This window comes from Kribbella sp. NPDC051586 (genome assembly GCF_044453965.1).
Lineage (GTDB): Bacteria > Actinomycetota > Actinomycetes > Propionibacteriales > Kribbellaceae > Kribbella.
This window is the reverse complement of record NZ_JBITDF010000002.1, coordinates 910267-923020: the sequence shown is the minus strand read 5'-3', so window position 1 is coordinate 923020 and position 12754 is coordinate 910267. Positions and strand designations below refer to the sequence as shown.

Here is a 12754-nt window from a genome sequence, read left to right as displayed (position 1 = left end):
ATCCACAGGTCTCACAGTGGCTACGGACCGACCCTAGGGTCCGAACCATGACTGTGTTGATGCCGTGACTCCGTCGCGGCGGGCCATGGGGCTGTGACTCCCAGCCTTCCCTCGTCGCGCCGGTCCTCGGTCCAGGCCGGGAGGCCCCGTGACCGGGATCTCCCGGCGCCTGGTCTGCGCGCGGCTGGAACGACGACTGGGTACAGGCCAAGACGGCCGCCACCATGACCCACTACGAGCGCCGCGACATCCCGCTGCAGTACGAGCTCGCCGAGACGTTCACGATCTGCGACGCGTACCACTGCTCGGTCAACGGCTCGACGAACCCGAACCGCAACTACCTGTGGTCCGGCACCACCGGCTACGAGCCCGGTACGACGCAGCGCGCGGTGACCAACGCGGCGTACGACTACAACCACGCCGGCTACGACTGGACGGGAGGAGTTCTACGACAGGCTCTTCGCGAAGACCGGAGCCGAGCGCGCCGACGCCCTGAAGCAGCTCGACGCGGCCGTCGAGAAACTGCCGGCCAAGGACCAGAAGCTCTTCCGCAAGGCGATGTACCGGTCCGAGCCGGAGTCGCTGTGCTGCTGATCAACTTCGACGAGAACGACGGGTACTTCGACCACACCTCGGTACTGCGGTTCCTCGAGCTGTGGACCGGTGTCCGCGAGCCGAACATCAGCACCTGGCGCCGGACCGCCTGCGGTGACCTGACGTCGACGTTCGACTTCGACCGCACGTACCGTCAGCCGCCGGTCGACCAGCCCCGCGCGGTGCCGGCGCCGATCACCCGTTGGCACCCCGCACCGCCCGCCGACCAGGCGATGCCGATGCAGGAGCCCGGCCGCCGCCCGGCCCGCGCATTGCCTACGAGCCGTCGGTTTCCGGTTCGGTTGCCAACGGCAAGCTGATGTTGGCCCTGAGCAACCATGGATCCCAGTCGGCCCACTTCGCCATCTACCCGTACGGCGGAGAACTCGCCGCGCCGTCCCACCTCGACGTGCATCACCTGCCCGCCGGCAAGAGCCCGAGCCAGTCGCCGACCGCGGTCGCGACGTACCGCCGTCGCCTGTCGGGTCATCTCGAGGCCGGGAAGCCCGGTGTCACCGGCTGACGCAGCCGCACGACTCCCGGTGCATGATCTCCGCAGGCAGCCGGACTGCCTGCGGAGGTGCACCGGGATCGTTCATCCGTCGTAGCAGCAACTGGACCGCACGCGCGCCGATCGCGGCCGACGGCTGCGCGACGGTGGTCAGTCCGGGACTGAACAGATCCGCCCAGGCGAAGTCGTCGAAGGCGGTGACGGCGATATCGCGCGGCACCTTCACGCCGGCTACCCGGAATGCGGCCAGCGCGCCGATGGTCATGTTGTTGTTGGCGGCAAACACCGCGGTCGGGCGCGAGCGAAGTTCGAGCAACTCCAGGGCGGCCCGGCGGCCGCCGTCACCCGTCGAGGCGCCGTCGACCACGAGCTCGGGATCGACCGCAAGGCCGGCTCGCTGGTGGGCGAGGTGGTACCCGCGGAGGCGCTCGCTGCTCGTCGACAGCCCCTGCATACCGGCCAGCATGCCGATCCGGGTATGGCCGAGCGAGATCAGGTGGTCGATCACCGCTGCGGTCGCCGCCTCGTTCTCGACGCCGACCTGGTCCACCCGGAGATCGGGGTCGATCCGGTCCACGAGGACGTACGGGATCGGATGGTCGCGGAGCAGCGGCAGGGTGATGTCGCGCCAGCCGACGGCCGGTGCGATCACCAGACCCTCGATGTGGTGGGCGATCAGGTTCGCGACCGCGGCCGACTCGTGCCGGGCGTCGTCGCGGGTGTCCACGATGATCAGGTTGAGGCCGGCCCGGGTGGCCTCGCCGTCGATGCCCTGGATCAGCTCGACCCAGTACGGGTTGGAGGCCGCGGTGATCGCCAGGCCGATGGTCTGGTTCGAGCCCGCCGCCAGCGAGCGCGCGGTCGGGTGGTGCTCGTAGCCGAGGATCCGCATCGCGTGGTGCACCCGTTCGCGGGTCTTCGGCGCGACCAGGCGGGTGCCGTTCACGACGTGCGAGACCGTGCTCACCGAGACTCCGGCGGCGCGAGCGACCTCGGTCATCGTGACCATCCGTCGTATGGTCATCGCTCTGCGTACTTTGCGCAAGGCTTTGCGCAAAGCCAGCGGACGGCAGCTGAAGCGGTCTAGCTTCGCTCCCCAGACCTTCGCCCGGGTCTGTGGCCCGGGCCTATCCGTTCCCGGGAGGGCAGCCCCGTGAGAAGAACCGTCCCCGTGATCCTGCTGGCCGCGACGCTGGCCTGCACGACGGCGTGCACGAAGACCAAGTCCGGCGGCGACAGCTCGGACAGCGGCGGCCCGATCAAGATCGGGCTGGTCACCAAGACCGACACCAACCCGTACTTCGTCAAGCTCCGCGAGTCCGCCAAGGCACATGCGCGGGACAAGGGCGCCGAGCTGATCGCCGTCGCCGGGAAGTTCGACGGCGACAACGAGGGCCAGGTCGCCGCGATCGAGAACCTCGTGCAGCAAGGCGTGAAGGGCATCATGATCACGCCGAGCAACTCGACCGGAATCCTCGGCGCGCTCAAACAGGCCAAGGAGAAGGGCGTTCTGGTGATCGCCCTCGACACCGAGACCGACCCGAAGGACGCCGTCGACGCGACGTACGCGACGAACAACACGACGGCCGGCGAGCTGCAGGGCAAGTACATCAAGGCAACGCTCGGCTCGACACCGCCGAAGTTGCTGATGATGGACGGCACGCCCGGCGGGACGGTGGACGAGCAGCGGCACCGTGGCTTCCTGCAGGGCATGGGACTGAAGGACGGCGATCCGGCGATCCTCGGCGCCGCGCCGACCAACGGCGACCAGAACAAGGCGCAGGCCGCGATGGAGAACCTGCTGCAGCGGGACTCGACCGTGAACGCGGTCTACACGCTGAACGAACCGGCGGCCCGTGGCGCCGTCGCGGCGCTGAGCGCGAAGGGTCTGGCCGGGAAGGTTGCCGTGGGCTCCATCGACGGCGGCTGCCAGGGCGTGGCGGACGTGAAGGCCGGCAAGTACCTCGCGACCGTCATGCAGTTCCCGAAGAAGATGGCCGAGCAGGGCGTCGACGCCGTCGTCGACTTCGCGAAGAACGGCAAGAAGCCGACCGGATTCGTCGACACCGGCGCTCAGTTGATCACCGACAAGCCGGTCGCAGGAATGGACGCCAAGGACACCGCCTGGGGCGCCCAGAACTGCTGGGGCTGAGCGATGAGCGTCGCGCACACCTCCTCGCTGAGGAACCGTTCCGCGGAAGCCTTCCTCCACAACCCGGCACTGGGTCCGCTGGGTGCGCTCATCCTCGCGGTGATCGTGTTCTCGGTGACCACCTCCACCTTCCTCACCGTGGACAACGTCTCGCTGGTGATGCAGCAGTCCCTGGTGGTTGCGACCTTGGCTCTCGGGCAGACGTTGATCGTGCTGACCGGGGGGATCGATCTCGCGAATGCGGCGGTCATGGTGCTCGGGACGATGGTCCTTGCTCGTTTGGTGAGTGAGGGAAGCCCGTCCGGAGTCGCGCTGGTGGTGGCGTTCGCCGTCTGTGCGGGGCTGGGCGCCATCTCCGGCGGACTGGTGACGTTGCTCAATCTGCCGCCGTTCATCGTGACGCTGGGCATGCTGACCGTTGTGCTGGCGGCGGGCCGGTTGTACTCCGGCGGCAACTCGTTTCCGGTCACCAACGATGTACTCGGTGTCCTCGGCGAAGGCGGCTACCTGTTCGGCCAGCTCAAGGTCACGCACGGCATGACGCTGGCCGTGGTGATGTTCGCGGTCACCTGGTACGCGCTCACCCGGACCGCCTGGGGACGCCATGTGTATGCCCTGGGCAACGATCCGGAGGCGGCCCGGCTGACCGGCATCCACGTCGGCCGGACCCGGTTCAGCGTCTATCTGATCGCCGGCGTGATCTACGCGTTCGCTGCCTGGCAGGCGCTCGGCCGGATCCCGAACGCGGACCCGAACGCGTTCCAGACCGGGAACCTGGACAGCATCACCGCGGTCGTCATCGGCGGCACCAGCCTGTTCGGCGGACGGGGCAGCGTCCTCGGCACGGTCGTCGGCGCACTGATCGTCGCCGTACTGCGAAGCGGGCTGACGCAGGCCGGGATCGACAGCCTGTACCAGGACGTGGCGACCGGTGTCCTCGTGATCGCCGCCGTCGCCTTCGACCAGATCGTCCGGAGGAGGTCGCGATGAGCGAACCAGCCCTGCAAGCACGTGGCCTGGTGAAACGGTACGGCCGGGTGACCGCGATCGACGGCGCCGACTTCGACCTGTACGCCGGTGAGGTGCTGGCCGTGGTCGGTGACAACGGCGCCGGCAAGTCCAGCCTGATCAAGGCCCTGTCCGGCGCACTGATCCCGGATGCGGGCACGATCCTGCTCGACGGCCGGCCAACGCACTTCCATTCACCGCTGGACGCCCGCCACGCCGGTATCGAGACCGTCCACCAGACCCTCGCGCTGGCGCCCGCGATGGACATCGCGACCAACCTGTTCCTCGGCCGCGAGGTACGCCGTACCGGACCGCTCGGCAGCGTGCTCCGCCTGCTCGACCGTACTGCGATGCGGCAACAGGCCCAGCAGCAACTGGATGCCCTCGGCATCGAAACTGTGCAGCACATCGGTCAGCTCGTCGAGACGTTGTCCGGTGGCCAGCGGCAGGCTGTCGCGGTCGCGCGGGCCGCGATGTTCGGCAGCCGGCTCGTCATCATGGACGAGCCGACCGCCGCCCTCGGCGTGAAGGAGTCGCGGCAGGTGCTCGACCTGATCCGCCGGATCCGCGACCGCGGCCTGCCGGTCGTGCTGATCAGTCACGACATGCCGCAGGTGTTCGAGATCGCCGACCGCATCCACGTACACCGACTCGGCCGCCGCGCCGCGGTCGTCAGCCCGACGGACGCGTCGATGAGCCAGGTGGTGTCATTGATGACCGGCGCGTTGCGCCCTGCCGACCCTGACGCTCCTCCCGACCTGGTGGCCTGATGACGTTCCCGTACCCGGAGACCGACTACCAAGAAGACAACCGCGGCCAGTTCCACTTCTCCAGCCGCGGCGGCTGGATGAACGACGTGAACGGACCGGTCTACTACCGCGGGGTGTACCACCTCTACTACCAGCACGCCCCGGACAGCCTGGTCTGGGACACGATGCACTGGGGTCACGCGACGAGCACCGACCTCGTGCACTGGACCCAGCAGCCGATCGCCCTCGACCCGGCCGTGCACCCGGGCGACCTGTGGTCGGGCGGCGGAGTCGTCGACGCCGAGAACGTCAGCGGCTTGAAGGACGGCGACCACGACCCGATCCTCGTCTACTCGGGCACGAACGGCGTGACCGTCTTCTACAGCCTCGACGGCGGCAGCCAGTTCCTGACGTACGCCGACGGCAAGAAGATCGTCACACCGGGCGGCACCAGCCGCGACCCGAAGGTGTTCCGGGACCCGGTCTCGCAGACGTGGGGCATGGTGCTGTGGTCCGACGAGGGCGGCAACGGCGTCGACTTCTACACCTCGACCAACCTTCTCGACTGGACGTTCGCGTCACGCTACGCGGCCGACTGGTTGTTCGAATGCCCGAACCTGATCCGGATGCCGCTCGCCGACAGCTATCACTGGGTGCTGCACGCCGGCAGCGGCAAGTACGTCGTCGGCGACTGGGACGGTACGGCGTACCACTCGGACTGGAGCGAACCGGAGCGGCTGAACCAGACCGAGACCTTCGCCGGCGCCGGGTACTACGCGGGCCTGACCTTCGAGAACGTCCCGGGCGGCCGGATCGTCTCGATGGCGTGGCAGGGCGAGAACAAGGGCTCGCTCTGGACCGGCAACGCGTCGTTCCCGGTGGAGCTCGCTTTGCACCGGACCGACAACGGCCTCCGCGTCTTCAGCACGCCGATCCCGGAGATCGCGTCCCTGCGCACAAGCTCTGCGACCTGGAAAGACCTGACCATCGCCGACAACACCCGACAACTCCCGGCCGGCAGCACGTACGAGCTGGAGACGACGGTCGACGTCAGCCAGGCGACGCGGTTCACCCTGAAGGTTGGCCGTGAGGTGACGTACGACGTCCAACAGCAAACGCTCGACGGGGCCAAGCTCCGACTGACCGGCGGGAAGCTCAAGCTGCACCTGCTGGTCGACCGCGATCAGCTGGACGTGTTCGGGAACGACGGCGCGGTCTACCAGAGCTACAACGTTCGCCCGGCCGAGCTCGAACTCTCCGCCGACGGGCGAGTGGTCGTGGACGAGCTGACGATCCATCAGCTCGGCTCTATCTGGCGATAGCCGCCGTACGGGCCTTGGTCACAGTGATCAGGTCCGCGGGGGACAGGCCGATGTCGAGGCCCCGCCGGCCGCCCGACACGTACACCGTCGGGTGGTCGACGGCGGTGCTGTCGACGACGGTGGGCAGGGCGCGCTTCTGGCCGATCGGGCTGATCCCGCCGACGACGTACCCGGTGGTGCGTTCGGCGGCGGCCGGGTCGGCCATCACCGCCTTCTTCCCGCCGGCCGCGGCCGCGATCGCCTTCAGATCGAGCTGCTTGCCGACCGGTACGACGCCGACCGCGAGCTTCCCGTCGACCTCGACGAGCAAGGTCTTGAACACCTGCTCCGGTGCGAGCCCGAGCGCCTCGGCGGCCTCCAGCCCGTACGACTTCGCCGCCGGGTCGTGCTCGTAGGCGTGCGTCGTGAACTCGACCTTCGCCTTCGTCAGCGCCACCGTCGCCGGCGTGCCCTGACTCTGCTTACTCTTCGCCACCCGGTGAGCTTAATCCCGCGGGCACCAGCCGAACGCAGCAGTGACCTGGCGACGGGTCCAGGCGGGCCTCGTACGGGAGGTCGAGCGTGCTGACGATGCCGGCCAGCAGATGCAGGTTCATGCCGCAGACCAGCTGGGGCTGCTCCTGGGCGATGCGCTGGAACGGGCAGTTGACCAGCGCGATGCCGTCCTTGTCCGCACGCGGCTCGAAGCCGTGCGAGGCCAGGATCTCGATCACCGGGCGATCCCCGGCGTCACGGCCGATTGCTTCGCCGTACTCCCGGGCCCGGCGGTTGACCGCCTCACGGGGTGACGTACCGCTCGCCTCGGCATCTTCGACGGCGGCGGCGAGCAGGCGGCCGGCGACGGCGTACTGGCGCTCGGGGAGGCTGATCTCGATCTCCCGGTTGGAGCGGTGGTACAGCTTCGCGGGCCGCCCGGCGCCGGGGCCGGTGCGTCCGCTGCGGCGCTCGTAGCAGGTGTCGAGCAGGCCTTCCTCGGTGAGCCGGTCCAGATGGAACGCGACCGTCGTCCGGGGGATGCCGAGCTCGGCCGCGGCCTCGTCCCGGCTGACCGGGTCCGGCGAGGCGACGACGTACTCGTAGAGCCGGCGGCGGGTCGGCTCCTCCAGGGCGGCAACCGCTTGAACCTCGGTGTCCCACGACGTGTCCACGGGATGATTCTATCGACAACTTCGGTTGATGTAACAGTTATAGTGGCATTTCGTTGAGACCTCAGGGAGTGAGCAGATGGCGATCTCGGCCGACCTCGAGTCCGTCCCCCTCCACATCGTCGCCCGGCGGGCGGAGATCGATCTTCCGGCCGCGCAGCGTGCCGTCGCGGACCTGCTGACCGCGCTCGGGCGGGACCCGGACAGCGCACACCTCGCGGACACCCCGCGCCGGGTCGCGAACGCGTACGCGGAGATGCTCACGCCGCGCGAGTTCGAGCTGACCACGTTCCCGAACGACGAGGGGTACGACGAGCTCGTCCTGGCCAAGGACATCCCGGTGCAGTCGCTGTGCGAGCACCACCTGCTGCCGTTCCAGGGCGTCGCCCACGTCGGGTACCTGCCCGGCGACCGCATCCTCGGGCTGTCGAAGCTGGCCCGGGTGGTGGAGCTGTTCGCCCGCGACTTCCAGGTGCAGGAGCGACTGACGAAGCAGGTCGCGGACTGGCTCCAGGACCACCTCCAGCCGAAGGGCGTCGGCGTGGTGATCGAGGCCGAGCATCAGTGCATGTCGCTCCGCGGCGTCCGGGCGACCGGTTCGCGCACCGTCACGTCGTCGCTGCAGGGGATCCTCCGCGACAACCCCAGTTCGCGGCAGGAGTTCTTCGCGCTGACCGGCCTCACCCCGTAGGCCGGGCGGTCAGTCGAAACTCGCCTTCAGGCCGACGCGACGGCCGGCGGGTGGTGGTGGTGGGTCCGGCGGCCGGTGGCGAGGATGTGCGTGAGCTCGCCGGGCAGGAGGTCGGTGCCCGGCACCGGCTCCATCTCGGAGACGTCCAGCCAGCGCACGACGGTGGCGCCGCAGTGGCCGTGGACGGCGAGGATGGAGTCCAGGTCCGGCCAGACGGCCGTGGAGGGGTTCGGGCCGTGCCAGCGGAGCGCGACCGAGCCGTCGGTGAAGACACATCCTTCGGCGACGACGCCGGTGCCGGAAACCCCGCTGATGTCGGTGTAGCGGACGAGTTCGAATGTCTGGGGTTTCACGGGCGACACCCCGGGAGGCGACAGATTGGTGCCATGATCCTTTCCCCGTAGTCACGTGCTTGGGCTCTCGCCACAAACCGGGGACATTTACCGACTGTCAGCGGGGAAGGACGGTCTGTAGCGACTCATCTTCTCAACACAAGCTAGATCCAAAGGGGCGAACACGCCAGCCCCTGATCCGCGTGTCTCGGTCCTCGACCCGTGATCGAATAGCGCAGTGTTCCTGACCCTCGGCACCGATCTGACCGGTATTGACGCGCCCGCGCGTGATTTCGGGTTTCTTCTGCACAAGAACCCGGCGCGACCGCAGGCGATCGACGTCACCGGCGGATCGGCCCATGTCTTCTATCCCGAGGCGACCGACGAGCGCTGCACGGCCGCGGTGCTGCTGGAGATCGACCCGATCGGGCTGGTCCGCTCCGGCCGCGGCAAGGCGGCGGAAGGCTTCACGCTCGGGCAGTACGTGAACGACCGTCCGTACGCCGCTTCCAGCCTGCTCGCGGTCGCGCTGGCCAAGCTGTTCCGGACCGCGATGAACGGACGCTGCGACGCCCGGCCGGAGCTGGCCGCGCGTCCGATCCCGCTCGAGATCCACGTGCCCGCGCTGCCGTGCAACGGTGGGTCCGATCTGGCCGAGCGGTTCTTCGCGCCGCTCGGCTGGACCGTCGACGCCCGCCCGGTGCCGCTCGACCCGGAGCTCCCGGCCTGGGGCGACTCCCGGTACGTCGACCTGCGGCTGACCGGCGTACTGCGCTTGGCCGACGCGCTCAATCACCTGTATGTGATGCTGCCCGTGCTGGACGACGCCAAGCACTACTGGGTCGGCTCGGACGAGGTGGACAAGCTGGTGCGGGCCGGCGAGGGGTGGCTCGCGGCGCATCCGGAGAAGGACCTGATCTCGCGCCGCTACCTCGCTCACCGTCGGTATCTGGCCGATGCGGCGCTGGAGCGCCTGGTGGAAGTCGATGGCGAGGAACTGGCCGAGGAGTCGTCCGACGAGGGTTCGGTGTCTCTCGCGGTCGAGCGCCGTGACGTGGTGGCCGGCGTACTGCGTGAGCTGGGCGCGCGCCGGATCGCTGACATCGGCTGCGGCGAGGGCGCACTCGTCGGCGAGCTGCTGAAGGACCCGATGATCGGCGAGCTGATCGCGACGGACGTATCCGCGCGGGCTTTGATCCGGGCCAAACGGAGGCTGCACTACGACGACCTGCCCGATCGGCAGCGGGACCGGCTCCGGTTCCTGCAGTCGTCGGTCACGTACTCCGACGAGCGGCTGGCCGGGCTGGACGCGGTCGTGCTGATGGAGGTTGTCGAGCACGTCGACCCACCACGCCTGCCCGCGCTGGCTTACTCGGTCTTCCGCACAGCCCGCCCGGCCGCAGTCGTCATGACCACCCCGAACAGCGAGTACAACGTGCGCTTCCCCTCCCTCCCCGCGGGCAACTTCCGCCACCCCGACCACCGCTTCGAGTGGACCCGCCCAGAGTTCGAGACCTGGTGTCACGAGGCAGCCGCCCGCTACGGCTATGCAGTCGAGTTCCGGCCCGTAGGCCCGGTCGACCCCGCCGTCGGCCCACCGACCCAGCTGGCCCTGTTCACCCTCGGCACCCCCGCCGAAGCGGAGGTGGCGCGATGAGCGAGCTGGAGATTCCAAGCCTGTGTCTCGTCGTGCTGGTGGGAGCGAGCGGCTCCGGCAAGTCCACCTTTGCCCGCAAGCACTTCCTGCCGACAGAGGTGATTTCGAGCGACTTCTGCCGTGGGCTCGTGTCGGACGACGAGAACGATCAGGCCGCCACCAAGGACGCCTTCGAGGTCCTCAACTTCATCGCCGGCAAGCGGCTCGCGGCCGGTCGGCTGACCGTCATCGACGCGACCAACGTGCAGCCCGACGCGCGCAAGGAGCTCGTCAACCTCGCCCGCGAGCACGACGTACTGCCGGTGGCGATCGTGCTGGACCCACCGGAGCGCGTCTGCATCGAGCGCACCGAGCAGCGCGCCGACCGGACGTTCGGCGCGAAGGTGATCACCCGCCAGCGCTCGCAGCTGAAGCGCGGTCTGCGCAGCCTGAAGCGCGAAGGCTTCCGCACCGTCCACGTGCTCTCCGACGTCGACGAGATCGATGCCCTCAGCATCGGGCGCACGCGGCTGTTCAACGACCTCAGGGACCAGACCGGCCCGTTCGACGTCATCGGCGACGTCCACGGCTGCCGTCCCGAGCTCGAGCAGCTGCTCACGGAGCTCGGCTACACACTGACCCGCGACGACGCCGGCCGACCTGTCGATGCAGACCACGCGGACCGCCGCGCGGTGTTCGTCGGCGACCTTGTCGACCGCGGCCCTGACTCACCCGGCGTACTGCGCCTGGTGATGGGAATGGTTGCCAACGGCCACGCGTACTGCGTGCCCGGCAACCACGAGGACAAGCTGCTCCGCGCTCTGCGCGGGAAGAACGTCAAGATCAGCCACGGCCTCGAGACGACGCTCGAGCAGCTCGCGCTGGAGCCGCAGGAGTTCCGCGACGAGGTCGAAGCGTTCATCGACGGGCTGATCTCGCACTACGTGTTCGACGGCGGCAAGCTCGTCGTCTCCCACGCCGGCCTGGTCGAGCGCATGCACGGCCGCGCCTCCGGCCGGGTCCGCTCGTTCTGCCTGTACGGCGAGACGACGGGGGAGACCGACGAGTTCGGCCTGCCCGTGCGGTACCCGTGGGCGAACGACTACCGCGGCCGCGCGACGGTCGTCTACGGTCACACGCCGACGCCCGAGCCGGAGTGGATCAACAACACGATCTGCCTCGACACGGGCTGCGTCTTCGGTGGATCCCTGACCGCGCTGCGCTACCCGGAGCGCGAGCTGGTGTCGATCCGGGCCGCCGAGGAGTACTACGCACCGGCCAAACCGTTGCACGTGGCAACGGCACCGACGCGCGAGCCCGACGTACTCGAGCTGACCGACGTGACCGGTCGGCGGGTGATCGAGACCGCGACACACGGGCGACTCAGCATCCGCGCCGAGCAGGCCGGTGCGGCGCTCGAGGTGATGAGCAGGTTCGCCATCGATCCGCGGTTCCTGTTGTACCTGCCGCCGACGATGAGCCCGGTCGCGACCTCACCGGAGCCTGGACTGCTGGAGCACCCGCGGCAGGCGTTCGAGACGTACCGGGCGCAGGGTGTGACCGAGCTGGTGTGCGAGGAGAAGCACATGGGCTCGCGTGCCGTCGTACTGCTCACCCGGGACGACGACGTTGCGGAGAAGCGGTTCGGTCTCGCGGGCCGGGGCGCGATCCACACGCGCACCGGACGATCGTTCTTCGAGCCGGACCTGACCGACGAGCTCCTGCTCCGGCTGCGCGCCGTGGCCTCCGCCGCCGGTGTCTTCGAGGAGCTCGACACGCCCTGGTTGCTGCTCGACGCCGAGCTGCTGCCGTGGAGCGCCAAGGCCGAAGACCTCCTCCGGAACCAGTACGCCGCCGTCGGCGCGGCCGCTCGTACGTCGTTGCCCGCAGCAACCGCCGCGCTCCGGTCGGCTGTTGCCGCCGGGCTGGATGTCGGTGATCTGCTGGCGACGATGGAGAGCCGTACCGCGAACGCCGCGAAGTTCACCGACGCGTACCGGCGGTACTGCTGGCCGACAGACGGGCTCGACGGCGTGCGGTTGGCGCCGTTCCAGGTGCTCGCGTCCGAGGGCACGACGTACCAGGACCGCCCGCATGCCTGGCACCTGGGTGTCGCGGACCGGATGGTTGCCGAGGGCCCGGAGCTGATCACGCCGACCCGGCGGCTGTTCGTCGACGCGGACAACTGGGACGACGGGATCGCTTGGTGGGAGGAGCTGACGGGTGCTGGGGGAGAGGGGCAGGGCGAGGGCATGGTGGTGAAGCCGGCCGCGAACCTGACCCGCACCCCGAAGGGCCTCGCACAGCCCGGGCTGAAGGTGCGCGGGCAGGAGTACCTGCGCCTGATCTACGGCCCCGACTACACCGACCCCGCCAACTTCACCCGCCTCCGCGACCGCAACCTGGGCCACAAGCGCTCCCTCGCCCTCCGGGAGTATGCCCTGGGCCTGGAGTCCCTGGACCGCGCAGCCCGAGCCGAGCCCCTCTGGCGCATCCACGAATGCACCTTCGCCGTCCTGGCCCTGGAATCGGAGCCGATCGACCCCCGCCTCTGACTCGCCGCGGATCGGGCCGGCCGCCGGGGTCGATGGTTTCCGGCATGTAAACGTCTGCC

General features: G+C 69.1%; 13 protein-coding genes. 9 read left to right on the top strand and 4 right to left on the bottom strand.

The features are described from left to right. Positions 1-224 precede the first annotated feature (224 nt). Together ACIA58_RS14760 and ACIA58_RS14755 are read left to right on the top strand one after the other, a co-directional pair. Positions 225-914 carry an alkaline phosphatase family protein gene (locus ACIA58_RS14760; RefSeq protein WP_396404168.1) on the top strand — a complete coding sequence of 230 codons (690 nt, stop codon included), beginning with the start codon at positions 225-227 and terminating at the stop codon, positions 912-914. Next, positions 914-1117 (top strand): hypothetical protein, encoded by a 204-nt coding sequence (locus ACIA58_RS14755; protein ID WP_396404167.1) that lies wholly within the window; start codon positions 914-916, stop codon positions 1115-1117. Before ACIA58_RS14760 ends, ACIA58_RS14755 begins: the two co-directional genes overlap by 1 nt. Here the strand turns inward: ACIA58_RS14755 and ACIA58_RS14750 are convergent. Continuing rightward, complete coding sequence (locus ACIA58_RS14750; protein ID WP_396404166.1) at positions 1107-2105, bottom strand: LacI family DNA-binding transcriptional regulator; 999 nt, start codon at positions 2103-2105, stop codon at positions 1107-1109. The two genes, ACIA58_RS14755 and ACIA58_RS14750, sit on opposite strands and share 11 nt — an antisense overlap. Before the next feature lie 153 nt (positions 2106-2258). On the opposite strand from ACIA58_RS14750, the gene ACIA58_RS14745 reads away from it, so the two are divergent. Genes ACIA58_RS14745 through ACIA58_RS14730 form a run of 4 tightly spaced genes read left to right on the top strand, consistent with a single transcriptional unit; the run spans position 2259 to position 6336 of the window. Continuing rightward, entirely contained in the window at positions 2259-3257 is a 999-nt protein-coding gene (locus ACIA58_RS14745; protein WP_396404165.1) for a substrate-binding domain-containing protein, read from the top strand. A gap of 3 nt (positions 3258-3260) precedes the next feature. Continuing rightward, on the top strand, positions 3261-4247 hold the full coding sequence (locus tag ACIA58_RS14740; protein WP_396404164.1) for an ABC transporter permease: 987 nt from the start codon (positions 3261-3263) through the stop codon (positions 4245-4247). Continuing rightward, positions 4244-5035, top strand: a complete 792-nt coding sequence (locus ACIA58_RS14735; protein WP_396404163.1) for an ATP-binding cassette domain-containing protein — start codon at positions 4244-4246, stop codon at positions 5033-5035. Before ACIA58_RS14740 ends, ACIA58_RS14735 begins: the two co-directional genes overlap by 4 nt. Next, positions 5035-6336: a glycoside hydrolase family 32 protein gene (locus tag ACIA58_RS14730; protein WP_396404162.1), complete on the top strand. Its 1302-nt coding sequence runs from the start codon at positions 5035-5037 to the stop codon at positions 6334-6336. Before ACIA58_RS14735 ends, ACIA58_RS14730 begins: the two co-directional genes overlap by 1 nt. Here ACIA58_RS14730 and ybaK read toward each other — a convergent pair. Further along, complete coding sequence (gene ybaK / locus ACIA58_RS14725; RefSeq protein WP_396404161.1) at positions 6323-6811, bottom strand: Cys-tRNA(Pro) deacylase; 489 nt, start codon at positions 6809-6811, stop codon at positions 6323-6325. The two genes, ACIA58_RS14730 and ybaK, sit on opposite strands and share 14 nt — an antisense overlap. Next, positions 6798-7484 (bottom strand): helix-turn-helix transcriptional regulator, encoded by a 687-nt coding sequence (locus ACIA58_RS14720; protein ID WP_396404160.1) that lies wholly within the window; start codon positions 7482-7484, stop codon positions 6798-6800. The genes ybaK and ACIA58_RS14720 overlap by 14 nt, the downstream gene beginning before the upstream one ends. A 76-nt stretch (positions 7485-7560) precedes the next feature. Here ACIA58_RS14720 and folE point away from each other — a divergent pair, with 76 nt between their 5' ends. Then, positions 7561-8172: a GTP cyclohydrolase I FolE gene (gene folE / locus ACIA58_RS14715; protein WP_396404159.1), complete on the top strand. Its 612-nt coding sequence runs from the start codon at positions 7561-7563 to the stop codon at positions 8170-8172. Positions 8173-8198: 26 nt separating this feature from the next. Here folE and ACIA58_RS14710 read toward each other — a convergent pair whose 3' ends face one another. Next, entirely contained in the window at positions 8199-8525 is a 327-nt protein-coding gene (locus ACIA58_RS14710) for a hypothetical protein (RefSeq protein ID WP_396404158.1), read from the bottom strand. A 217-nt stretch (positions 8526-8742) separates the two neighbouring features. On the opposite strand from ACIA58_RS14710, the gene ACIA58_RS14705 reads away from it, so the two are divergent. Together ACIA58_RS14705 and ACIA58_RS14700 are read left to right on the top strand one after the other, a co-directional pair. After that, on the top strand, positions 8743-10161 hold the full coding sequence (locus ACIA58_RS14705) for a 3' terminal RNA ribose 2'-O-methyltransferase Hen1 (protein WP_396404157.1): 1419 nt from the start codon (positions 8743-8745) through the stop codon (positions 10159-10161). Then, positions 10158-12695: a polynucleotide kinase-phosphatase gene (locus ACIA58_RS14700; RefSeq protein ID WP_396404156.1), complete on the top strand. Its 2538-nt coding sequence runs from the start codon at positions 10158-10160 to the stop codon at positions 12693-12695. Before ACIA58_RS14705 ends, ACIA58_RS14700 begins: the two co-directional genes overlap by 4 nt. Positions 12696-12754 lie beyond the last annotated feature (59 nt).

What these genes read in the sequence shown, in the direction of transcription:
- ACIA58_RS14755 (WP_396404167.1), top strand. Translation starts at nt 914, where the DNA reads ATGTTGGCCCTGAGCAACCATGGATCCCAGTCGGCCCACTTCGCCATC.
- ACIA58_RS14700 (WP_396404156.1), top strand. Translation starts at nt 10,158, where the DNA reads ATGAGCGAGCTGGAGATTCCAAGCCTGTGTCTCGTCGTGCTGGTGGGA.
- ACIA58_RS14735 (WP_396404163.1), top strand. Translation starts at nt 4,244, where the DNA reads ATGAGCGAACCAGCCCTGCAAGCACGTGGCCTGGTGAAACGGTACGGC.
- ACIA58_RS14760 (WP_396404168.1), top strand. Translation starts at nt 225, where the DNA reads ATGACCCACTACGAGCGCCGCGACATCCCGCTGCAGTACGAGCTCGCC.
- folE (WP_396404159.1), top strand. Translation starts at nt 7,561, where the DNA reads ATGGCGATCTCGGCCGACCTCGAGTCCGTCCCCCTCCACATCGTCGCC.
- ACIA58_RS14730 (WP_396404162.1), top strand. Translation starts at nt 5,035, where the DNA reads ATGACGTTCCCGTACCCGGAGACCGACTACCAAGAAGACAACCGCGGC.
- ACIA58_RS14750 (WP_396404166.1), bottom strand. Translation starts at nt 2,105, where the DNA reads ATGACCGAGGTCGCTCGCGCCGCCGGAGTCTCGGTGAGCACGGTCTCG.
- ACIA58_RS14740 (WP_396404164.1), top strand. Translation starts at nt 3,261, where the DNA reads ATGAGCGTCGCGCACACCTCCTCGCTGAGGAACCGTTCCGCGGAAGCC.